This window comes from Brevundimonas sp., from assembly GCF_030682035.1.
GTDB lineage: Bacteria > Pseudomonadota > Alphaproteobacteria > Caulobacterales > Caulobacteraceae > Brevundimonas.
On sequence record NZ_JAUXQZ010000002.1, the window covers coordinates 111,181 to 131,392 of the forward strand.

At 67.0% G+C, this 20,212-nt stretch carries 21 protein-coding genes and 1 tRNA gene; 13 read left to right on the forward strand and 9 right to left on the reverse strand.

What is annotated here, in order from left to right; genetic code table 11:
* The first annotated feature begins 7 nt into the window (after nucleotides 1-7).
* A complete protein-coding gene (locus Q8K49_RS00690) occupies nucleotides 8-2,344 on the forward strand; it encodes an ATP-dependent helicase (RefSeq protein WP_305303505.1) in 2,337 nt (778 codons plus the stop codon).
* Here Q8K49_RS00690 and Q8K49_RS00695 read toward each other — a convergent pair.
* Nucleotides 2,341-2,838, reverse strand: coding sequence for a DUF2059 domain-containing protein (locus Q8K49_RS00695; RefSeq protein ID WP_305303506.1), 498 nt, complete (start codon nucleotides 2,836-2,838; stop codon nucleotides 2,341-2,343). The genes Q8K49_RS00690 and Q8K49_RS00695 overlap by 4 nt on opposite strands.
* An 86-nt stretch (nucleotides 2,839-2,924) precedes the next feature.
* A complete protein-coding gene (locus Q8K49_RS00700; RefSeq protein ID WP_305303507.1) occupies nucleotides 2,925-4,100 on the reverse strand; it encodes a low temperature requirement protein A in 1,176 nt (391 codons plus the stop codon).
* 64 nt (nucleotides 4,101-4,164) lie between these two features.
* Between Q8K49_RS00700 and Q8K49_RS00705 the strand changes: the two genes are divergently transcribed.
* Nucleotides 4,165-5,496: an O-antigen ligase gene (locus Q8K49_RS00705; protein WP_305303508.1), complete on the forward strand. Its 1,332-nt coding sequence runs from the start codon at nucleotides 4,165-4,167 to the stop codon at nucleotides 5,494-5,496.
* Nucleotides 5,462-7,579 carry a DNA topoisomerase IV subunit B gene (parE, locus tag Q8K49_RS00710; protein WP_305303509.1) on the forward strand — a complete coding sequence of 706 codons (2,118 nt, stop codon included), beginning with the start codon at nucleotides 5,462-5,464 and terminating at the stop codon, nucleotides 7,577-7,579. Before Q8K49_RS00705 ends, parE begins: the two co-directional genes overlap by 35 nt.
* A gap of 141 nt (nucleotides 7,580-7,720) precedes the next feature.
* On the opposite strand, the gene Q8K49_RS00715 is transcribed toward parE, so the two are convergent.
* From Q8K49_RS00715 to Q8K49_RS00730, 4 genes are all read right to left on the reverse strand, one after another.
* Nucleotides 7,721-8,197, reverse strand: coding sequence for a histidine phosphatase family protein (locus Q8K49_RS00715; RefSeq protein WP_305303510.1), 477 nt, complete (start codon nucleotides 8,195-8,197; stop codon nucleotides 7,721-7,723).
* A 109-nt stretch (nucleotides 8,198-8,306) separates the two neighbouring features.
* The gene (locus Q8K49_RS00720) at nucleotides 8,307-9,554 is read right to left on the reverse strand and encodes a glycosyltransferase (protein WP_305303563.1); all 1,248 of its coding nucleotides are present in this window, start codon (nucleotides 9,552-9,554) and stop codon (nucleotides 8,307-8,309) included.
* A 133-nt stretch (nucleotides 9,555-9,687) separates the two neighbouring features.
* Nucleotides 9,688-9,870, reverse strand: coding sequence for a hypothetical protein (locus Q8K49_RS00725; protein ID WP_305303511.1), 183 nt, complete (start codon nucleotides 9,868-9,870; stop codon nucleotides 9,688-9,690).
* Nucleotides 9,871-9,873: 3 nt separating this feature from the next.
* Nucleotides 9,874-10,017 (reverse strand): hypothetical protein, encoded by a 144-nt coding sequence (locus tag Q8K49_RS00730; RefSeq protein ID WP_305303512.1) that lies wholly within the window; start codon nucleotides 10,015-10,017, stop codon nucleotides 9,874-9,876.
* 200 nt (nucleotides 10,018-10,217) lie between these two features.
* Here Q8K49_RS00730 and Q8K49_RS00735 point away from each other — a divergent pair, with 200 nt between their 5' ends.
* From Q8K49_RS00735 to Q8K49_RS00745, 3 genes are all read left to right on the forward strand, one after another.
* Nucleotides 10,218-13,397 (forward strand): autotransporter outer membrane beta-barrel domain-containing protein, encoded by a 3,180-nt coding sequence (locus Q8K49_RS00735; RefSeq protein WP_305303513.1) that lies wholly within the window; start codon nucleotides 10,218-10,220, stop codon nucleotides 13,395-13,397.
* A 31-nt stretch (nucleotides 13,398-13,428) separates the two neighbouring features.
* Nucleotides 13,429-13,505 (forward strand) — tRNA-Val (locus tag Q8K49_RS00740).
* A gap of 88 nt (nucleotides 13,506-13,593) precedes the next feature.
* Complete coding sequence (locus tag Q8K49_RS00745) at nucleotides 13,594-13,866, forward strand: hypothetical protein (protein WP_305303514.1); 273 nt, start codon at nucleotides 13,594-13,596, stop codon at nucleotides 13,864-13,866.
* 1 nt (nucleotide 13,867) lies between these two features.
* Here the strand turns inward: Q8K49_RS00745 and Q8K49_RS00750 are convergent, their stop codons facing one another.
* Genes Q8K49_RS00750 through queC form a run of 3 tightly spaced genes read right to left on the reverse strand, consistent with a single transcriptional unit; the run spans nucleotide 13,868 to nucleotide 15,578 of the window.
* The gene (locus tag Q8K49_RS00750; RefSeq protein ID WP_305303515.1) at nucleotides 13,868-14,233 is read right to left on the reverse strand and encodes a 6-carboxytetrahydropterin synthase; all 366 of its coding nucleotides are present in this window, start codon (nucleotides 14,231-14,233) and stop codon (nucleotides 13,868-13,870) included.
* A complete protein-coding gene (gene queE / locus Q8K49_RS00755; protein ID WP_305303516.1) occupies nucleotides 14,230-14,865 on the reverse strand; it encodes a 7-carboxy-7-deazaguanine synthase in 636 nt (211 codons plus the stop codon). The genes Q8K49_RS00750 and queE overlap by 4 nt, the downstream gene beginning before the upstream one ends.
* Nucleotides 14,862-15,578 (reverse strand): 7-cyano-7-deazaguanine synthase QueC, encoded by a 717-nt coding sequence (queC, locus tag Q8K49_RS00760; RefSeq protein ID WP_305303517.1) that lies wholly within the window; start codon nucleotides 15,576-15,578, stop codon nucleotides 14,862-14,864. Before queC ends, queE begins: the two co-directional genes overlap by 4 nt.
* 204 nt (nucleotides 15,579-15,782) lie before the next feature.
* On the opposite strand from queC, the gene Q8K49_RS00765 reads away from it, so the two are divergent.
* The 7 genes from Q8K49_RS00765 (at nucleotide 15,783) to Q8K49_RS00795 (ending at nucleotide 20,158) form a co-directional block, all read left to right on the forward strand.
* Nucleotides 15,783-17,420, forward strand: a complete 1,638-nt coding sequence (locus Q8K49_RS00765; protein ID WP_305303518.1) for a response regulator — start codon at nucleotides 15,783-15,785, stop codon at nucleotides 17,418-17,420.
* A 61-nt stretch (nucleotides 17,421-17,481) separates the two neighbouring features.
* Nucleotides 17,482-17,955 (forward strand): PaaI family thioesterase, encoded by a 474-nt coding sequence (locus tag Q8K49_RS00770; protein WP_305303519.1) that lies wholly within the window; start codon nucleotides 17,482-17,484, stop codon nucleotides 17,953-17,955.
* Nucleotides 17,952-18,350 carry a PaaI family thioesterase gene (locus tag Q8K49_RS00775; protein WP_305303520.1) on the forward strand — a complete coding sequence of 133 codons (399 nt, stop codon included), beginning with the start codon at nucleotides 17,952-17,954 and terminating at the stop codon, nucleotides 18,348-18,350. The genes Q8K49_RS00770 and Q8K49_RS00775 overlap by 4 nt, the downstream gene beginning before the upstream one ends.
* A 64-nt stretch (nucleotides 18,351-18,414) precedes the next feature.
* Nucleotides 18,415-18,804: a hypothetical protein gene (locus tag Q8K49_RS00780; RefSeq protein WP_305303521.1), complete on the forward strand. Its 390-nt coding sequence runs from the start codon at nucleotides 18,415-18,417 to the stop codon at nucleotides 18,802-18,804.
* 33 nt (nucleotides 18,805-18,837) lie between these two features.
* On the forward strand, nucleotides 18,838-19,170 hold the full coding sequence (locus Q8K49_RS00785; protein WP_305303522.1) for a hypothetical protein: 333 nt from the start codon (nucleotides 18,838-18,840) through the stop codon (nucleotides 19,168-19,170).
* Between the two features lie 87 nt (nucleotides 19,171-19,257).
* The gene (locus tag Q8K49_RS00790; protein WP_305303523.1) at nucleotides 19,258-19,686 is read left to right on the forward strand and encodes a hypothetical protein; all 429 of its coding nucleotides are present in this window, start codon (nucleotides 19,258-19,260) and stop codon (nucleotides 19,684-19,686) included.
* 43 nt (nucleotides 19,687-19,729) lie between these two features.
* Nucleotides 19,730-20,158, forward strand: coding sequence for a hypothetical protein (locus tag Q8K49_RS00795; protein ID WP_305303524.1), 429 nt, complete (start codon nucleotides 19,730-19,732; stop codon nucleotides 20,156-20,158).
* Nucleotides 20,159-20,212: the final 54 nt, after the last annotated feature.

The window sequence follows — 20,212 nt, forward strand, 5'->3', positions numbered from 1 at the left end:
TCTTTCGATGAGTCTCCCCGACATCCCTGCCCCGCGTATCTCCGACCTCGCCCGTTCGCGCGGACCAGGCGGGTTCGAAGCGCCCGCCGCCGACTATCTGGCCGGGCTGAACCCTGAACAGCGCGAGGCGGTCGAGACGGTGGATGGCCCGGTGCTGGTGCTGGCGGGGGCCGGCACGGGCAAGACGCGGGTGCTGACCACGCGGCTGGCGCACATTCTGGCGACCGGACGGGCCAGACCGTGGGAGCTGCTGGTCGTCACCTTCACCAACAAGGCCGCGCGCGAGATGCGCGAGCGGATCACCCATCTGATCGGGCCGTCGGCCGAGGGCTTGCGGTGGCTGGGGACGTTTCACTCGGTGGCGGCGCAGATCCTGCGGCGGCATGCGGAGCTGGTCGGGCTGAAGTCGACCTTCACCATCCTCGACACCGACGACCAGGAGCGGGTCTGCAAACAGGTGCTGGAGGCGCAGAATCTGGACACCAAACGCTGGACGCCCAAATCGCTGAACGGCCTGATCGATCACTGGAAGAACCGCGGCTGGACGCCGGACAAGCTGCCGCCTGCCGAGGATTTCGCCAACGGCAAGGGCCACGGGCTGTACGCCGCCTATCAGGCCCGGCTGGTCAGTCTGAACGCCTGCGACTTCGGCGATCTTTTGCTGCACAATCTGACAATCCTGTCCCAACACGCGGATATCGAAGAGGAATATCGACGACGGTTTCGCTACATCCTGGTCGACGAATATCAGGACACCAATGTCGCCCAATACCTGTGGCTGCGGCTGCTGACGGCCTCGACGGGCAATGTCTGCTGCGTCGGCGACGACGACCAGTCGATCTATGGCTGGCGCGGGGCCGAGGTCGACAACATCCTGCGGTTTGAGCGCGACTTCCCCGGCGCCAAGGTCGTAAGACTGGAGCGCAACTATCGGTCTACGCAGCATATTCTTGGTGCAGCGTCAGGACTGATCGCCGCCAATCGCGACCGGCTGGGCAAGACGTTGTGGACCGAGGATCTGAGCGGCGACAAGGTGCGGGTGCGCGGCGTTTGGGACGGCGAGGCCGAGGCGCGGCTGGTCGCCGACGAGATCGAGACGGCGCGGCGGGCCGGCACGCCCTACAAGGACATGGCGGTGCTGGTGCGCGCCTCGTTCCAGATGCGGGCCTTCGAGGAGCGGTTCGTCCTGCTTGCCGTGCCCTATGTGGTCATCGGCGGGCCGCGCTTCTTCGAACGGGCTGAAATCCGCGACGCCCATGCCTATCTGCGGCTGATCCTGAGCGAGGACGACGATCTCGCCTTCGAGCGGATCGTCAACGTCCCCAAACGCGGCATCGGCGACACCAGCGTGCAGAAGGTGCTGCAGATCGCGCGTCTTTCCGGCGTGTCGGCCATGAGCGCGGTGCGCGACCTGATCGTCTCGGACGAGCTGCAGGCGCGGACGCGGACGGCCCTGTCGAACTTCGTGCGCGACATCGACCGCTGGCGCACCTTCGCCCGGACCACGACCCACTGGGAGCTGACCGAGACGGTGCTGGAGGAGAGCGGCTACACCGACATGCAGAAGGCCGACCGGGCGACCGGCCAGACGCGGCTGGACAACCTCAAGGAGCTGACCCAGTCCATGCAGCAGTTCGAGACCCTGCCCGCCTATCTGGAGCATGTGTCGCTGGTCATGGACCTGGATCGCGGCGGCTCGGACGATGCGGTGCAGATCATGACCCTGCACGGGGCCAAGGGGCTGGAGTTCCCGCTGGTCTTCCTGCCCGGCTGGGAGGAAGGGGTCTTCCCCAGCCAGCGCAGCATTGACGAGAAGGGCGAAAAGGGTCTCGAGGAGGAACGCCGCCTGGCCTATGTCGGTGTGACCCGGGCCAAGTCGGATGCGCGCATATCCTTCGCCGCCAACCGCCTGGTCTACGGCCGCTGGACGTCGCAGCTGCCCAGCCGGTTCGTCGACGAGCTGCCGATCGACCACGTCGAGGCCGAGAGCGACACGGGCTACTATGGCGTCACGCCGGGCATGAGGGACGCCAAGAGCCGCTGGGACGAGATGCCGACCTTCGGGGCGGGTTATTCGTCCCCGGGCTGGAAGCGGGCTCAGTCGTTCACGGCCGGGCGGGCGCCGGCGGCGAAACCGGCGCGGCATACGCTGATCGAGGGGGATGGAAGGCTGGTGGCGACAGCGGACCCCAAGGCGGGCGGCGACTGGCTGCTGGGCCAGCGCGTGTTCCACCAGAAATTCGGCTACGGCGCGGTGACGGCGATCGAGGGCAACAAGCTGCTGATCGACTTCGAGAAGGCGGGCGAGAAGAAGGTGATCGATACGTTTGTGGAGAAGGCCTAACGCTTGGAGGTCGGAACGACTTCTGGCTCACAACCCATCCTCTCGCAGAGCCGTCGCTGCATATCGGCCTCAAAGGCAGGCTGGAAATATTCCATCAATTCGCCCGTTCTCCGCGAGAGAATGACCGCTCTTGCCGTCAAGGAGCGACCAATCGGACTCTCGTAGAATTCCACAACGCCTACGAGCTCCTCATGGGTGAATTCTTCCGCATAGACGGCCACAACCCGATCCATGTAGCCGGGCATGACAGCCGTGAGGGATTCGAGCGCGACGTCCTGAACGACTTCGCGCTTTTCAGCCGGAATGCGGGGATCGGCCAAAATGTTCTGAAGCATGCTCTCGACCATGCCGTTCATCATCTTGTCGAACTGGATGGCGGCGAAGTAGCGCCGGACCAACGCCGCCTTGGCCTCGACCTCGGCCGACCGGGCGGGCGGAGCGGCGGTCTGGGCTGCGGCCGGCAAGGCTTGGCCCAGCATCAGCGCGAGAGCCACGGCGAGGCCTGATAGTATTTTCGTCACGACTGTATCCCCCTGTCCGGCCCGCACTATGTGCCGCAGCCGGAACGATTGCGCCAGCCTCAACCGTCGCTTGCGTCGGCTACAACGACGGAGTGAGCCGCCACCGTCTCCCACACCCCTACCCCCACCAGCACCGCCGTCGCCGCCATGGCCAGCCCCAGCGGGGTCAGCAGGGGCACGGCGAAAATCAGCGCGGCCAACGCCGCGATCCCGCCGAGCCGGGACGGTGACCACCGGCCGAAGGCCGCCAGCTTGAAGACCTGGGCGCCGATCAGGAACAGCATGGGGCCGCCGAGCACGATGGCGGCGGTGGCGAAGTCGATGTGGCCGCCCGGGTGGCTGAGGGACATCTCGTCGCCGACGGCGGTGAGGACGATGCCCGCGACGACGAGGACCGGGGTGTAGGTGTAGGCGCGGCGGGCGACCCGGCCCGTGTCGCTGGAATTGGCGATCACGTCTGAGGCGGCGTCATGGGCCTTGCTGAACCAGATCCACCACATGGCCAGGGTGCCGACGAAGGCGGTGGCGAAGGCTGCCACGACCGACGGCGTCCATTCGAGCCCGGCGAAGGTCGCGCCGGTGACGAGGATGGACTCGCCCAGGCAGATGATGATGAACAGGCCGACCCGTTCCGCCATGTGGCCGCCCTCGACCGACCAGTCCGTAGTATGGGAGCGGCCCAGACCGGGCACCCAGAAATAGAGCGCGGGCGCGGCGAACTCGCCGACGACGGCGATCAGCCACAGGGTCAGCCGTGTCTGGCCGTCCATCAGGCCGCCGGCGATCCACAGCACCGCACCGGCGACGGCCCAGACGCAGATGCGCTGGAAATTGCGACGCAGAATCTCGTCCCGCCGCACAGCCCAGAGGGTGAAGAGGCCGCGGCCGACCTGGATGGTGACGAAGGCGCAGGCGAAGACCAGCCCCTTGTCCCCGAACGCCTCGGGCAGGGAGGTCGACATCACCAGACCGGCGCCCATCAGCAGGAAGAGCATGAGACGGACCAGCGGTCGCTCGGGGTCCAGCCAGTTGGTGATCCAGCTGGTGTCGATCCAGGCCCACCACAGGGCGCCTAGCAGGATGGTCGCCTGCAACACGCCTGCCCACGTCAGATGCTCCAGCAGCGCATGCGAGAGCTGGGTTATGGCGAAGACAAAGACGAGGTCGAAGAACAGCTCGACGAAGCCGACGCGCGCGTGACCGCCGTCCCTGCGCCTGAGCAGATCGCCCGCCATCGATACCAACCCTTCGTTAAGCCTGAGGGCCGACCCTGCCTCCGTGCATGAGTCCCGTCCAGAGATGGTCCAGACCGACCCCGCCCCCAGTCTGTGGGAGCGGGCGATCTGCGGCGTGATCATCGCCATGCTGACCGGGGCCCTGATCGGGCCGGTGTTCGCGCCCCTGCAGGAGGAGACGCCGGTCCTGCGTCTGGTCTGGCTGCCGGCCTATGCGGCCATCGCGGGGTTGCTGATCTTTCGCATCGACCGGCTGTGGCGAGCGTGGCCGGCGATGATCGCCATCGCCGCCCTCGTCGGCCTGGCCTTCGCCTCGCGCTACTGGTCGATCGATTTCGTCACCACCATGCGCCGGGTGATCGCCCTGGCCATCAGTTCCGCGTTCGCCCTCTACCTCGGGGCAGTGTTCCGGGGGCCGCATCTGCCTCGGCTGCTGATGCATACGGCGCTGTTCATGGCCATCGGCAGTCTCGTCATGGTCTTCGCCTTCCCTGCCATCGGCGTACACCAGTTCGACAACGCCGGCCTGTGGCGCGGCCTCTGGTACGAGAAGAACCAGATGGGGGCGGTGATGGTGATCGGCGCGACCGCCGCCGCCGCCTGCCTCGCGTCCCCCGACCCGCGCCGGTTGCTGCCCGCAGTGGCGCTTGTCCTGTCCAGCGGCCTGGTGCTGGCGACCCAGTCCAAGACCTCGCTGCTTTGTCTGGTGGTCGGCCTGGGGATGATCGGCGGCCTCTGGACGCTGAGGCGCGGCGGCGCGGCTTTCTCGGTCGTCGCGGTCTGGAGCGTCGTGGTGCTGGCGGGTCTGGGGGTCTGGGGCTGGGAGACCCATTCGGTGGCGGTGCTGGAGGCGCTGGGCAAGGATCCGTCGCTGACCGGCCGCACCGAGATATGGGACAGTCTGATGCGCAAGGTCGCGGACCGGCCGTGGACCGGCTACGGCTACGGCGCCTTCTGGGGCCGGATCGGGGAGTCCGCCCCCGCCGACTGGGTGCGCAAGGAGACCGGCTGGATCGTGCCCTCGGCGCACAACGGCTGGATCGATCTGCTGGTCCAGCTGGGCTGGCCGGGCGCGGTGCTGGTCGGGGCGCTGGTGGCCGCAACGACGCTGATCGCCGTGCTGCGATGCATGGGGTCGGGCATGCGAGAAGGCTGGTGGGCGTTGGGCTTTCTGGCCGCCTTCTTCGTGCTGAGCCTGTCCGAGAGCATACTGATGGCGCACCAGGGCCTGCCCTGGGTGCTATTCATAGCGGTGATGACGCGGGCAATGCTGCCGTCGCCTTCAGCCGCCCCCGCCCCGCTTGTGGAGAAGCGCCGCCGGGCCTACCAGACCGGTCCCCGAATCGTCTCACAGTATCCCTATGGGTCCCAACGCCGCGCCTTCCCTGTTCGATGACCTGCCCGAGCCGCAAGGCCCGGCGCCGACGCCTGCATCGCCCGCAACAGACGCGCCCGCGCCCGATCCGGCGCTGACTCCGCAGGCCGCCGCGCCCCGACCGCAGCCTGAACCCGTCCGCACCGCCCCTGCCCCGTCCGCGCCGCCGTTGGCCGGGAACTATTCCGCTTCGTCGATCGAGGTGCTGGAAGGCCTTGAGCCGGTCCGCAAACGCCCCGGCATGTATATCGGCGGCACCGACGAGCGGGCGCTGCACCACCTGTTCGCCGAGGTGCTGGACAACGCCATGGATGAGGCTGTGGCCCGCCATGCGAAACTGATCACCGTCGATCTCGACGCCGAGGGCTGGTTGTCGGTCAAGGACGATGGGCGCGGCATCCCGGTCGATCCCCACCCCAAACATCCGGGCAAGTCCGCGCTGGAAGTGGTCATGACCGTCCTCCATTCGGGCGGGAAGTTTTCCGGGAAAGCCTATGAAACCTCAGGGGGTTTGCACGGCGTTGGGGTCTCGGTCGTCAATGCGCTGAGCGAGCGGCTGGACGTCACGGTCTGGCGCGACGGGCATGAGTGGAAACAGTCGTTCAGCCGCGGCCTGCCGCTGGGATCGATCGTTCAGGGACCGGTGTCGAAGAAGAAGGGCACGCTGATCCGGTTCCGGCCGGACGAGGAAATCTTCGGCGTCGGCGCGGCCTTCAAGCCCGCGCGATTGTTCCGCATGGCGCGGTCCAAGGCCTATCTGTTCCGGGGTGTGGAAATCCGCTGGGCCTGTGCGTCCGAACGAATCACCGACCACACGGCGACCGAGGCGGTGTTCCACTTCCCCAACGGCCTGGCCGACGCCCTGTCCGAACGGATCGGCGATATCGAGACCGTGACCCCGGCCTTCGCCGGCCGGGTCGAGCGCAAGGGCGAGGCGGGCGCGGTGGAATGGGCCGTGACCTGGAGCCCGATCGGCTTCGGCGAGGCCGACGGCTTCGTATCCTCCTATTGCAACACGGTTTCGACCCCGGACGGCGGCACGCATGAGGCGGGTTTCCGCGCGGCCCTGGTTCGGGGGCTGAAATCCTATGGCGAACTGACCAACGAGAAGCGGGCGGGCCTGATCACGGCCGAGGACGTCATCGCCAACGCCGGAGCGCTGATCAGCGTCTTTGTGCGCAATCCGGAGTTCCAGGGCCAGACCAAGGACCGGCTGTCGTCGCCGGACGCCCAGCGGCTGGTCGAACAGTTGATGCGCGATCCGCTGGATCACTGGCTGACCGAGAGCCCCAAACAGGCCAACACCCTGCTGGGATTCGTCATCGAGCGGGCCGAGGACCGGCTGAAGCGGCGCAAGGACAAGGAGGTCCAGCGGGCCCAGGCCACGCGCAAGCTGCGCCTGCCCGGCAAGCTGTCGGACTGTTCCCGCCAGTCGGCCAACGGCACGGAACTGTTCATCGTCGAGGGTGACTCGGCCGGCGGCTCGGCCAAACAGGCGCGCGACCGCACTACCCAGGCCATCCTGCCCCTGCGCGGCAAGATCCTGAACGTCGCCTCGGCCACGGCGGACAAGCTTCGCGCCAATATCGAACTGTCCGACCTGGCCCTGGCCTTGGGCGTCCAGCCGGGCAGCCGGTTCAATATCGACGACCTGCGCTACGAGCGCATCGTCATCATGACCGACGCCGACGTGGACGGGGCCCATATCGCGGCGCTGCTGATCACCTTCTTCTACCGCTCCATGCCCGAGACGATCCGGCAGGGTCGCCTGTTCATGGCCTTGCCCCCGCTCTACCGGATCAGCGCCGGTCCCTTGTCCGAATACGCCCGCGACGACGCCCACCGCGACGAGCTGCTGGCCACGGTGTTCAAGGGCAAGAAGGTCGAGATCGGCCGGTTCAAGGGCCTTGGCGAGATGATGGCCTCCCAGCTCAAGGAGACCACCATGGACCCGAAGAAGCGCACCCTGGCGCGGGTCACGGTGCCGGCGTCGGAAGACGAGATCGAGGACCTGGTCGAACGGCTGATGGGCAAGAAGGCCGAGGCCCGTTTCCAGTTCATCCAGGACAACGCCCAGTTCGCGGTGGCCGATCTTGACGTGTAGAATGCCTCATGGCTGAGGATACGGGCGAGCGCGAAGCGCCGACGGAGGACGATCCGGTCGCGGTGTTCCATGAGTGGGCGAGCGAGGCCGACCAGCGCGCTTGGGGCGAGCTTACAGCAAGCAGGGCCCTTCGTCGCCCAGTCACTCGCAGTTCGCAGGCTCCCCGTAGCGGTCGATGACGGCGGTCGTGTGATCGCCATTGAGAACGAGCACAGTCATCCGGTCGTACTCGCAGTCCGGCATGTCGGCGGCATCCCGGTAGCCGAGGGCGCGGGCGATCAGGGGCACGGTGTTGCTGTGGCCGACGATGAGGATGATGGCGTCCGGAGATTGCTCGCGGACCAGGCCGGCGATCATCTGGACATGTTCCGGGACCGTCCGGCCCTCGAAGGGCGTAATGACCAAGTCCGGGCGGCGGCCGTTGGCGCGGACGTAGAGAAGAGGCTGAGCCGTCAGTCCCGTTCTCTGCGGCGGGGTGCGCATGATCATGGTCGGCGGCCGATCCGCCAGCAGGGCCGCAAGCGCCTCCGCCCTCGCCTGCCCCGCCTCGGAAAGCGCCGGATCGGCGCTGGCGTCGGCCTTTTCCGCATGGCGGACCAGGACGACGGTCTGGGCCATGGCCGAGCCGGCGGTCAGGATCGACAGCAGGCTCGTGAGCAGGAGGCGTTTCGTGATCTCAAACCCCCGTTTTGGGCAGACAAGCGAGCGGCGCGGCGGCTGTCGAGCGTCAGTGCGTCTTGACCTCGCCCGGCCGGGCGAAGGCGGGCTCGCCGCTGACCTCGGCGTAGACAGAGCTGAGATCCTCGAAAACCCGGTTCCAGGCGAAGCGCTCGACCGTGCGAGCGCGCGCGGCGACACCCAAGGCCTCGATGTCGCGAGCGAACAGGGCCTCGATGGCCGCCGCATAGTGGCGGGGGTCGGCGCTCTTCGCCAATTGCCCCACGGTGTCGTCGACTGTCTCCTTCACCCCCCCGGCGTTCACCCCGACGACCGGGCGGCCGCAAGCCATGGCCTCCAGCACGATCAGGCCGAACGGCTCCTTGTCATTGGCGTGGACGAAGGCGTCGCAGCTGGCGATGATTTTCGCGACGGCCTTGGGGTTGGCCTCGTACGGCAGGGAGATGACCCGTTCCTCGGCCGGCATTCCCTGTCCGGCCCCGACGAGCACCAGATGGTAGGGATCGCCGAGGGCCTGAACGGCCTGGATCAGGACGTCGATGTTCTTTTCCCGGGCCGGACGGCCGGCGAAGCAGAGCAGCCGGGCCGAAGCGGGCAGGCCCAGCTTCTTTAGCAGCCAGTCGCGGTCGCCACGATCAGGGCGGAAGGTGTCGATCTCGACCCCCAGCGGCCGGATGACGATGTTTCCGACCCCGGCCTCTTCCAGCCGGCGGGCGATGTAGCGGCTGGGCGAGATGACCCGGTCGAACTGGCCGAACAGACGGGCCCAGCGCTTCTCGACCGGCTTCTTGGCCCATTCACCGAAATGCAGGGCGGCGAGGCCGGCGGGGTCGGAGTGACAGAAGCCGACGACCGGGCAGCCGGCGCGCTGGCCGGCCTCGAGGGCCCCCTGCCCCGGCGTGTAGGGATCACCGGCCTCGATGATCGCCGGATTGAGCGAGGCGACCCAAGCCGCCCAGCGGCTGACCGAGGTCGGCCAGCGGTAGCCGTCGCCGAACGGCAGCTTGGTCGCGTGCAACTGGACGATGCCGTCGTCGCCGGCCTTGTGGTGGGCGCCGGGCACGACCAACGAATGGGCGACATCAGGACGCTCGGCCTCCAGCCAGGCCTTCTTGGACAGGAGGTAGCGTTTCACCCCGCCCGAACGCGGCGCATAGAGCATGGTGGTGTCGATCAGCCGGGGCCGACCGTCGTCGCCGGCGGCCTTGGTCGCGGCCAGGGTCTCGGAGACCTCCTCATCCCAGCCGGGGAACAGGCGCAGCTCGCCTTCCTGAACCTCGAGCCCGGCGAGGCTCATGAGCTCCCGCTCGGTGGCGCTGATACTGGACGCGCCGACGCGCCGGACCCGTCTCTGGATGCGACGGGCCTTGCGGACCCTGGACATATGCGACTTCACCATGCGCGGCCCGTAACGCCGACGACGGCGAAGCTCAAGCGCTGTCCGTCGGCGGAGTGTCTTGCGAGGGCGAAATCCCGCGTCGGGCGAGGGCTTCGCGCAGCAGACATTCGACCTGGGCATTGACCGAGCGCAGCTCGGCGGCGGCCAATCGCTCGACCGCCGCCATCACCCCGGACGAAGCGCGCATCAGGAAGGGCTTTCTGAGCCTGGCCATGCCTCAGCCGTACAGGGCGCCGGTGTTGATCACGGGCCGGGCTTGACGATCAGCGCACAGAACCCCCAGCAGTCTGATCAGCAGGATCAGGATGCCGTTCGCTGTGCTGGCGGGGCGTTCCGTGGATCGTGAGTGTTCGTGCGCCATCGTTCCCTCCCAAAATCGATATGATAATGATATCATTTTGATCGCGATATTGACAATAGCCGCGCTTGCCGAACGCGTCCCGCCCGCGCGTTCGGCCTTGCATTCGCCTCAAATTCGAGAAACTTGAGGCAGGCTGATACGGTCCCTGTTAGAGGATCGGCGGCGTCTCTGCGTGTGTCGTCCACAGGGGTTTCTACCGAATGCGTATTCTACTCGCGACCGCGGTTGCGATTGCCCCCCTGATGGCAGCCACCGGCGCCATGGCCGAGGTCGTGATCACGACCGTGCGGACGACGCCGATCACGACGTCAAACGCGACCGCCACCGGCACGGCGGACGATATCCGAATCTCCGGCGGCGGCGGCATCACCCTTGCGTCCGGGACTGCAGTCACGGTGAACTCCGACCACGACTTCACGATGGAAGGCCAGTCGTCGATCACGATGTCGCCCGCCGCCGATGGCGCCACCGCGGTACTGATCAATCCGGGGGTCACTTCCGACATCACTATCGGCTCGACAATCGCTATCGGCGACACCATCACGACCTACCCCGACACGGACAATGACGGTGATATCGACGGACCCTGGGCCACGGGGTCGGACCGCTACGGCATCCGCTACGCGGCGGGCGCCCCGGTCACCGGGAACCTGACCGTCAGCTCCCTTGGCTCCATTGGCGTGGAGGGCAATAATTCCTACGGCATCTCCATCGAGTCCGGCCTGATCGGCAATATCCAATCCCAAGGCGCCATCCGGGTTTTCGGCGACAACTCCGTCGCCATCCGGACCCAGGGACCCGTCACCGGCAATATCATGCTGCTGGGGTCGGTGACCGCGCGCGGCATGAACACCTCCGCCATCTCGATCGGCGGCGATGTCGGCGGACGGCTGACACTGCAGGGCGATATCAGCGCCACAGGCTATCGCTACACCAGCGCCGGCAACGCCGCCTTCGAAGCAAAGCTCGAAGCCGAGGACAAGCTGCAGGGCGGACCCGCCGTCATCATCGCCGGCAACGTCGCCGGCGGCGTGGTGGTCGATCGCCCGCCTGTCGATACCAGCCCGACCAACCCGGACGAGGACGGAGACGGGATCGCGGATGGATCCGAAAGCACCGGCGCCATCAACAGTTTCGGTGCCGCGCCGGCGATCCTCGTGGGCTCGACGACACAGTCCATCACACTCGGCGTGGTCGGGACGGACGATAACGCCTTCGGCTTCATCAACCGCGGCACGATCACGGGTCAGGGCATCTACGCGGGTATCGCCGCGAATGCCGTGGTGTTCGGCGGCAATCCCGGCCAGACCGTGACCATCAGCAGCGGCGTCCGCAACCAGGGGACCGTCACCGCCTTGGCCAGCGGGGCCAGCGCCACAGCCTTCCGCTTCGGCACGGGCGCCAGCACGCCCCAGCTCTACAACACCGGCGCCATCACCGGCGGCGTCGCCAGCGAAGTCGCCGCCAATGCGGTCGCCATCCAGATTGACGCGGGTGCCTCGCTGCCCAGCATCAACAACAACGGCTCGATCCTGGCCTCCGCCGGGGGCGGCGCCGCCACTGTCACCGCAATCAACGATCTCAGCGGCACGCTGACCTCGATCACCAACACCCGCTCACTCCAGACGATACTGAACCCGAACCAGGCCGGCGATCCCGTCAGGGGGACAACGACGGCCATTAATGTCCGCGCCAACACCACGGGCGTCACGGTCTTGCAAACCGGCATAGTGGGCCCGCCCACGGCTCTGGATCCCGACACCGACGGCGACGGCGTGCCAGACAGCTTCGAACCGATCCTTGTCGGCGACATCCTGTTGGGTTCCGGCGCCGATACCGTGGATATCCGCAACGGTCTCGTCTTGGGCGACATCGACTTCGGCGCCGGGGCCGACAGCCTGTCGATCACCGGCGGCGCCATCGTACGGAGCGCCCTGTCCGATATCGGCGGCGACCTGACGATCAACGTGGCCAATGGCACCCTGGACGCCCGGAATACCGCCCCGCTGAACGTCACCAGCCTGAACGTCGGCGCCGCCGGCGACCTGATCTTCACCATCGACCCGGCGAACAGCGCTTCGGGCGGATTCAATGTCGCCGGAACCGCCACCCTGGCCGACGGCGCCGGTCTGGGCGTCCGCTTCACCTCCCTGCTGGCGGCTCCGCAGCGTTTCACCCTGATCGATGCGACGACGCTGAATTTGGGCGCCATCGACTTCGGTTCCACCGCGCAAAATTCGCCCTACCTCTACCTCGTCTCCGCCGGAGCCGATGTGCCGGCGGGCGAGGTCTTCGTCGATGTGCGCCGACGCACTGCGGCTGAGGCCGACCTGATCGCCGTCGAGGCGGCCATGTTCGAGTCCTTCTATTCCGCCCTGGGCGGCGCGGCGGATGTCCGCAACGCTTTCCTGGCCCAGACCGGGCGCGAGGGCTTCATCAACCTGTATGAGCAGCTGCTGCCGGACCATGCCGGGGGTCCCCTGCTCTCGCTGTCCTCCGGCACCGACGCGGTGACGCGGGCGCTGACGGGCCGCAACGCCTCGGCGGCGCCCGGCGAAACCAGCGCCTGGGTGCAGGAAATCAATTTCTACGCCGACAAGGACAAGACCGACACCTACGGCTTCCGCTCGGAAGGCTTCGGTGTCGCCGGCGGCATCGAGCGCGGCACGGGCCTCGGCGCCGTGGGCGTCAGCGCCGCCTTCACCTCGTCCGACCTCAAGGACCCCGAGTCCGAGGCCGAGGAGGTGCTGTCGGCCAGTCTGCTGGAGTTGGGCCTCTACTGGCGCGCCCAGGGCCAGTACTGGACGACCTGGGCACGGGGCGCGGCGGGCTATGCGACCTTCGCGTCCAAACGCCGTTTCGTCGGCGCGGGCCTGAACCTCGCCAATACATCCGACTGGAACGGCTTCACCCTCGCGGCGGCCGGCGGCGTCTCCTACGAGCGCAACTACGGTCGCTTCAGCATTCGGCCCGAGGCCTATGCCGAGTTCTTCTCGCTGAGTGAGGACGGCCACGTCGAGACCGGCGGCGGCGACGGCTTCGATCTCGAGATAGGCGACCGCAACGGACACCTGTTCTCGGCCACGGCGGCCGTCAACCTCGGCATGTCGATGGGCGAGAACAGCTGGCTGCGTCCGGAACTTCGCGTCGGCTGGCGACAGAATATCTCGGTCGATCCGGGCGAGACCATCGCCCGCTTCCGCTCGGGCGGTCCGGACTTCACCCTCAACGGCGGCTCCATCGAAGGCGGCGGACCGATCGTCGGGTTCCGGCTGAACATCGGCAATGAATTGGGCATGCTGTCCATCAACGCCGACGCCGAGATGATTGAGGACTATATCCGCTACATGTTGTTCCTGCGAGCGAGCTTCCGGTTCTAGGGTACAGGAAACCTGCGGGTTTCACGCGGACGGGCGGCTAGCTCAGCTGGTCAGAGCACCTCGTTTACACCGAGGGGGTCGGGGGTTCGAACCCCTCGCCGCCCACCAGCCATCCGCCGCCCCGGTTCCGCCCGGTCCGCCGGTCAGACTGCGTTCACCATTGCCGGGTAACCCTGTCCCATCGGGAGAAGGCGTCATGATCAAGACCATCAAGACCGGCGGGAGCATCCTCGCTGTCGTCGGCGCGAGCCTGCTGCTGCAAGGCTGTATCGTGGGCGCCGTCGTGGGCACGGCCGGCGCGATCGTGGGTGGAGCGGCCCAGGCCACCGGCGCCGTGGTAGGCGCGGGCGTCGACGCAGTCACGACCTCAGACGAAGAGACCAAGGCCAGACGCGAACGCGAGCAGCGGGCCGAAGAGCGCGAACAACGCCGTTGCGAACAGCGCCGAAGCCAAGGCCGCGACTGCTGATCTAAAGCGTCAGCACGCAGCGTTCGTGGATCGTAGGGCGCGAGACCATGATCCGGCTCAGACCCGGCCATTCGGGCTTGAGGCGCTCGGCGAACCACAGGCACAGATGTTCCAGTGTCGGTAGTTCCAGGCCAGGCTTTTCATTGAGCAGGCCATGATCCAGCTCCTCAGCCGCCGCCTTCAGCGCGCGGTCGAGGGCGCCGAGATCCGCGACCCAGCCATGCCCGTCCAGCGCCTCGCCACGCACCGTGGCCTCAACCGAGAAGGAATGGCCGTGCATCCGGCGATAGGGACTGCCGTCCGGCTCGTTCGGGAAATGGTGGGCCGCGTCGAAGGTGGCCGCCTTGGTGATCTCGAAAACGCTCATCTTACGCCGATGTATTTGTGGGTCTGGACGCTGAGCCGCCACTTCGGGTGGGTCAGGCAATAGTCGATGGCCGCCGCCGTGTTGGCCGCCTGGTCGGGCCCGTCCATAGGTTGGAGCCAGAATCGCTCGAACGGCAGATGCTCGAACCGGTCCGGCATGGCCGTGGGCTGGGGAAAGACGAGTTTTAGTTCCTGTCCAGAGGTCTGGAGCACGGGCGCAGCAGCCTTGGGGCTGATGCAAATCCAGTCGATTCCGTCTGGCGCCGGGAGCGTGCCGTTGGATTCGACGGCGATCTCGAACCCGCGCGCGTGCAGGGCGCCGATCAGGGCGGCGTCCAGCTGCAACAAGGGCTCGCCCCCGGTGCAGACGACCAGTTTCGGATCCCCTGCCCGCCCCCGCCACATCGCCGCGACATGATCCGCCAGGGCGTCGGCGGTCACGAACTTGCCGCCGCCGTCGCCGTCCACGCCGACGAAATCCGTGTCGCAGAAGGTGCAGACGGCCGTCGCGCGGTCGCGCTCAAGCCCGTTCCACAGATTGCAGCCGGCGAAACGCAGGAAGACGGCGGGCCGTCCGGCCTGCCCCCCCTCGCCCTGCACCGTCAGGAAGACCTCCTTGGCTGAATAGGTCATGCGGCTGCCCATTCGGCATGGCCCGCGGCGCGCAGTTCACAAGCCGGGCAGTCGCCGCAGCCGTAGCCCCAAGGGTGGCGATGGGTCCGGTCGCCCCGATAGCAGGTGTGCGACGCCTCAACGATCAAATCGACCAAGGGCGCGCCGCCGATGCGCTCGGTCAGGACCCAGGTGTCGGCCTTGCTCAGGGTCATCAGCGGCGTCTCGATGACGACGGGCTTGTCCAGGCCCAGGCTGAGCGCCTTGGCCATGGCGTCGATCGTATCGCGGCGGCAGTCGGGATACCCCGAATAGTCGGTCTCGCACATGCCCCCGACCAACGCATCCAGACCACGACGGTCGGCCAGGGCGGCGGCGCAGGTCAGAAAGACCAGGTTGCGGCCCGGCACGAAGGTGGTCGGCAGGCCGCGGGCGTCCATCTCGATGGCCCGGTTGCTGGTCAGGGCGCTGGCGGCGATGTGGCCATAGCCGGTCAGATCGACGACGTGGTCCGGCCCCAGCCGCTCGGCCCATTGCGGCAGCACCGCCGCCATGCCGTCGCGGACCGCCAGTCGGGCCTGCATCTCCACGACGTGGCGCTGGCCATAGTCAAAGCCGACCGTCTCGACACGCGCGTACCGCTCCAGCGACCAGGCCAGGCAGGTCGCGCTGTCCTGTCCGCCCGAGAACAGGACGAGAGCCGATTTGACGGGCGTAGGCAGGGAATCGCTCATGACAAACCTGCGGTCGGCCGGTCGGCCGCGCGCATGGACAAGGGGGATGGGCCGCTGAATGGCGGGGCGGGCCTTCTACACCAGCCCCGCAAGCAGAGCAAAAGCGGCTAAAAAAACGGCTCAAAAACGGCGATTATCGCCTTAACCCTTCTGCAAACGGTTCTGATCCAATGTCCGCCGGCCCCAGTGGAGTAGCGGCCCGCCATGCCGACCATAGAAGTTCTGACCGAGCGCGCCGAGGCGGTCTCGCCCCAGACGCCGGGAATCGACGTCTTCTCGCGCTTCGAGCGTGAGCCCGACACGCTGGTTATCCCGGTCGTCGAGAACGGACGGCCCGTAGGTCTGGTCGAACGCAACGCTTTCCTGCTGAAAATCGCCGGCGCCTTCGGCTACGCCCAGTACGCCAATCGCCCGATCCTGCATGTCATGGATCTGGAACCGGCCGTGGTAGAGGCCGGCGTCAGCATCGACACCTTCTGTGACATCCTGCTGAAAGGCGACCCGGCCGCCTTGACGCGCGGCTTCATCGTCACCCGCGAGGGGCGCTATCATGGCGTCGGCACGGCCGGCTCCTTGCTGCAGGCCGTCAACGAGCTCCAGCGTCAACAAAACGTCGAGCTGGCGGAGCAAGCCCGCATCCTGACCGACACCCGGACCCAGGCCCTCGCCTCGGCCCGCGCCAAGAGCCAGTTCCTGACCATCATGAGCCATGAGCTGCGCACGCCGATGAATGGCGTGCTGGCGGTGGCCGAACTGCTTCGCCGCCAACCGTTGAACGCCCAGTCTCACGCCCACATCAACACGATCGTGGAATCGTCCGAAACCTTGCTGCGCATTCTCCAGGACGCGCTCGACCTGTCGCGCGCCGAAGCCGGCGAACTGGAGCTCCATCCGACGGCCACGCCCCTGCGCGCCCTGATGGACGACGTCCAGGCGACCTGGGCTCCGCGGGCTTCGCAGGACAATGTGACCCTGATGGTGAGCTATGAGGGGGACACCGAACTGGCCGCCGTCGTCGATGGCGCGCGGCTCACCCAGCTGTTCAACAACCTGATCAGCAACGCCCTGAATTTCGCCCGCAACGGTGTCGTCGAGGCAGGGCTGAAGGCCGTCGCCGACGGCGATCGCATCCGCCTGGAGGCCCGGGTGCGGGACGATGGCGCCGGCATTGACGCCGAACGTGTCGATGCGATCTTCGAGCCCTTTGTGCACGGCTCGGGTCAGGACGGCGCGGGCCTGGGCCTGGCCATCTGCCGCCAGATCGTCGACCGCATGGGCGGCCGTATCTGGGCCGAGAACAATCCGGGCCGCGGAGCGACCTTCGCCTTCGATCTGGACGTCGAGCGGACCCAGGTCGAAGCCGCTGCGACCTCCAATGTCGAAAACTTCGGCGGCGCGGACCTGGCGAGCAATCCCCACATCCTGATCGTCGACGACAATGCAACCAACCGCGTGGTGGCCCAGGCCCTGTGCGAGATGTTCGGCTGCACCTCCGAGACCGCCGAGGACGGTGTCGAGGCCGTCGAAGCGGTGCAGGAGCGACGTTTCGATCTGATCCTGATGGACATCAAGATGCCGCGCATGGACGGCGTCCAGGCGACCCAGGCGATCCGCGCCCTGAACGGTCCAGCGCGCGACATTCCGATCGTCGCCCTGACCGCCAACGCCGATCCCGACGATGCGAAGAAATATCTCACCATCGGCATGGCCGCCGTCGTCGAGAAGCCGATCAAGCCGGAACGTCTTCGCATGGCCATGAACCTCGCGCTCGAACAGGCCGCAGCGACCGCCGCCGTTGAGGTTGCTCCGGAGCGCAATCGCAAGAGCCACTCGGTCGCCTGACGCACCGGTTGGTGAATGGGCGCCCTTGCGCTCATTTCCGCACGGACCGAGAAGCGGACCCATGCGTTCTCCGATCCTCGACATCCTCCCTCAACTGGCCGCCGGCGCCGCCCATACCCACGCGCTGGGCTTCGTCTACGATAGCCTGGACGGCGACCGGGTCCGCATCCGCGCGCCGTGGCGCGAAGACCTCGTGGGCGATCCAGACACCGGCGTGCTGTCGGGCGGCCTGGTCACCACCCTGCTGGACCATGTCGGAGGGCTCGCGGTCTGGATCGCTCTTGGGCGATTCGAATCGATCGCCACCCTGGATCTGCGGGTCGACTATATGCGGGCGGCCCGGGCACGGCGCGACCTGGTCGCGGAGGCGCGCTGTTACCACCTGACCCGGTCGGTGGCCTTCGTTCGCGCCTGGGCCTTCGAGGACAGTCCCGACGATCCCGTCGCCGCGGCCCAGAGCGCCTATATGCTGGCCTCGAGCGCCAGTCGTGGCCTCGGCTCCAATCTCAAGGCCGGCCCGGAGGACGGGCGATGAGCGACCTGCTGGACCGCCTGCCCTACGCCCGGTTCCTCGGCCTGACGACCGCGAGCGAAGGACAGGCGCTGACCGTCACCATGCCGTTCTACCAGAAGCTGATCGGCAATCCGGTCCTGCCCGCCCTGCATGGGGGATCGACCGCCGCCCTGCTCGAACTGACCGCCGTCGCCCAGGTCGCCGCCCTGTACCCCCGGTTGCGACTGCCGAGGCCGATCAATGTCACGGTGGCCTATCTGCGCTCGGGCCGGCCCGTGGATGTCCATGCCCGCGCCCGGATCAGCAAGGCGGGACGGCGGGTCGCCCACGTTCTGGCCGAAGCCTGGCAGGAAGACGAGACCCAGCCCATCGCCGCCCTGACCGCGCATTTCCTGATGGCGGATGATGACTCCTAGTTGCATTTGATTGCAACCTGTGCTGGTTTTCCTCTCGTGACGCGAGGTCACGAGAGGATCAAGCATGTCCAGACTGTCTGTCGGCGAAGCTCTCGCCGCACGCCTTTACGCCGCAGAATCAGCAATTGATCAGGCCCTGATCGAAACCGCGACCCTGGCGGCGGCCCTGCCCACAGCACGCGCCGAGGCTTGGCTATCCGCCGTGACTGGCCAACGCGCCTTTGCGGGCGCCGCCGCCACCATCAGCGCCCTCTCTGACGCGCGGGCCCATATCGTCCAGACCCACAACACCCTGACCGCCCTCGCCCGCAACCTGGGCCTGGAGGCTCTGGCGGTCGGTCCATTGGACAAGCCCGGGGACGGTCCGCCGATCGGCGGGGGTGGCGGTGATGGCCCCGGGGTCGCGCCGGACGTGGTCAACAAATCCCTACCAAGCAAGACCTCGATATGTTAACGAGTTGTTCATCAGTTCCAGTGGGAGGCTTACATGATCAAGACGGAAGTTATCGCCAGCGTCGCCGGCGACCTGAATTCGACCGAACACGCTGTTGACGCCGCCATCGCGCGCGCCACCACCCTGGTGCAATCGATGATCGGCGGTCGCGCCGCTCTCAATCTTTCGCCGGTCGTCGGCGCCGAGGCCCAGCAGAAGGCCATGGAAGCGATCGCCAGCCTGAGCGCCGCGCGTCAGGCTATGGTGGCCTGCCACGCCGAGATGGCCAAGGATCACCGTCGTCTGGGCTATGGCGTCTACGCCGGTATCGAGGAAAAGGGCCCGCGGCCCAGCGCGATCGGCGAGCATCGTCTCCGCGCGGTTTAATTCGACGTAGTATCCGCCAGCGGTCATTCCCGCTGGTGCTGACTTAAGGCACTATCGCCCCCATGCTTGCCGCTTGGGGGCGATTCTATGTTTGAGACGATATACGCCCAGCTCCTTCTGGCAGTCGCGATCCTCGTCATCACATTCGCCTTCGTGAAGGGCGACGAGCCTGAGCGACTGGCGGCTGCGGCCTACACGATGTGCACCCTTGCCACAGTGATGCTCGGGGATGGCTCCAGCCCGAGCGTCCCGCGCTGGGGGTTTATGGGGATCGAGATCGTACTGTTGGTCGTGTTCGTCGGAATCGCCTGGAAGAGCCAGCGGAACTGGCTCATCTGGGCCGCCGCCGCTCAGGTCTTGACCGTCACCTCCCACGTTCTGATCGTGGCGAACCTCCGACCGCCCCGCGACGCGGTCGCCGCCGTCATCAACATGTCCAGCTATGGGGTGTTGATCGCCATGGCCATCGGCACCTTCTGGGCGTGGCAGGAGCGCCGCGCGGCCGGACTGAAGTAGGCTGGACGGCCTGATCGGAAACCGTCAGCGAAAGACGAAGCGATTGCTTGACACCCTGCAGACCCAGATCGGGGCCGCGATCACAGTCTTGGTCGTCGCCTTCGCCTTTCTGAAAGGCGACGAGCCGGAGCGGATCGGGGGCGGCGCCTATGTGTTGGCCTGGTTCGCCAGCCTGCTGATCCAGGACGACGGGGCCGGCACCGGCGTCCAATGGGGGCTGATGGGCGTCGATTTCGTCCTGATGGCCGTCTATGCGGGATTGAGCTGGAAATCCCGTCGGGCCTGGCCTGTCTGGGCGTCGGGGCTGCAGGCGCTGATCGTCATGAGCCACCTGCTGACCCTGGTCGATATCCGCCCGCCGCTCATGGCCTTCTATGCGGTGATGAACCTGGCCAGCTACGGCATCCTGCTGGCCTTGGCCATCGGCGCCTTCCGGGCGTGGCATGAGCGCCGCGTCATCGGGCTGGAATAGTCAACCGGCGTTGATCCGGAAGGCATTTATTCCTATATTGCCGTCGAATCGACC